This is a genomic window from Hwanghaeella sp. 1Z406, from assembly GCF_048892425.1.
Classification (GTDB): Bacteria; Pseudomonadota; Alphaproteobacteria; order UBA8366; family Aestuariispiraceae; genus Pacificispira.
Genome location: NZ_JBLZHU010000036.1, coordinates 1 through 352 on the forward strand (window position 1 = coordinate 1; position 352 = coordinate 352).

Consider the following 352-nt stretch of genomic DNA (forward strand, 5'->3'; position numbering starts at 1 on the left):
GCCCTTCTTTAACAATCCAGACTGGAAATGCATTGCGATCAGCAGCTGTGCCTACGAATCTATGCTAAGCGAATCCCCGCCAGGCGTGCCAAGTGATTTGCCGCAACATTATGTGTTTTTCGAAGATGATGAGGCTTCAGACATTTGGGATGTTATGCGTCCCCTTTGGATTGCCTTGATTGAGCGGGGAATTGACGAAGTCCTCCATATGCCTGTTTTCACACAGGGCTCAAACATTGGGGCCATCGCGACGCCGCCAGGCTCCATAAATGCCGGCATTGCGTATTTTCAGGAACTCTTCATTTGTATGGGCGCGGGGGGCTTCATGTTCTCACGGGAGGAAAGCTGGGGG

General features: G+C 51.7%; 1 protein-coding gene. It reads left to right on the forward strand.

What is annotated here, in order from left to right; translation table 11 throughout:
- On the forward strand, positions 1 to 352 hold a 352-nt coding region (locus ACOSDR_RS20250), incomplete at both ends, for a hypothetical protein (protein ID WP_420732349.1).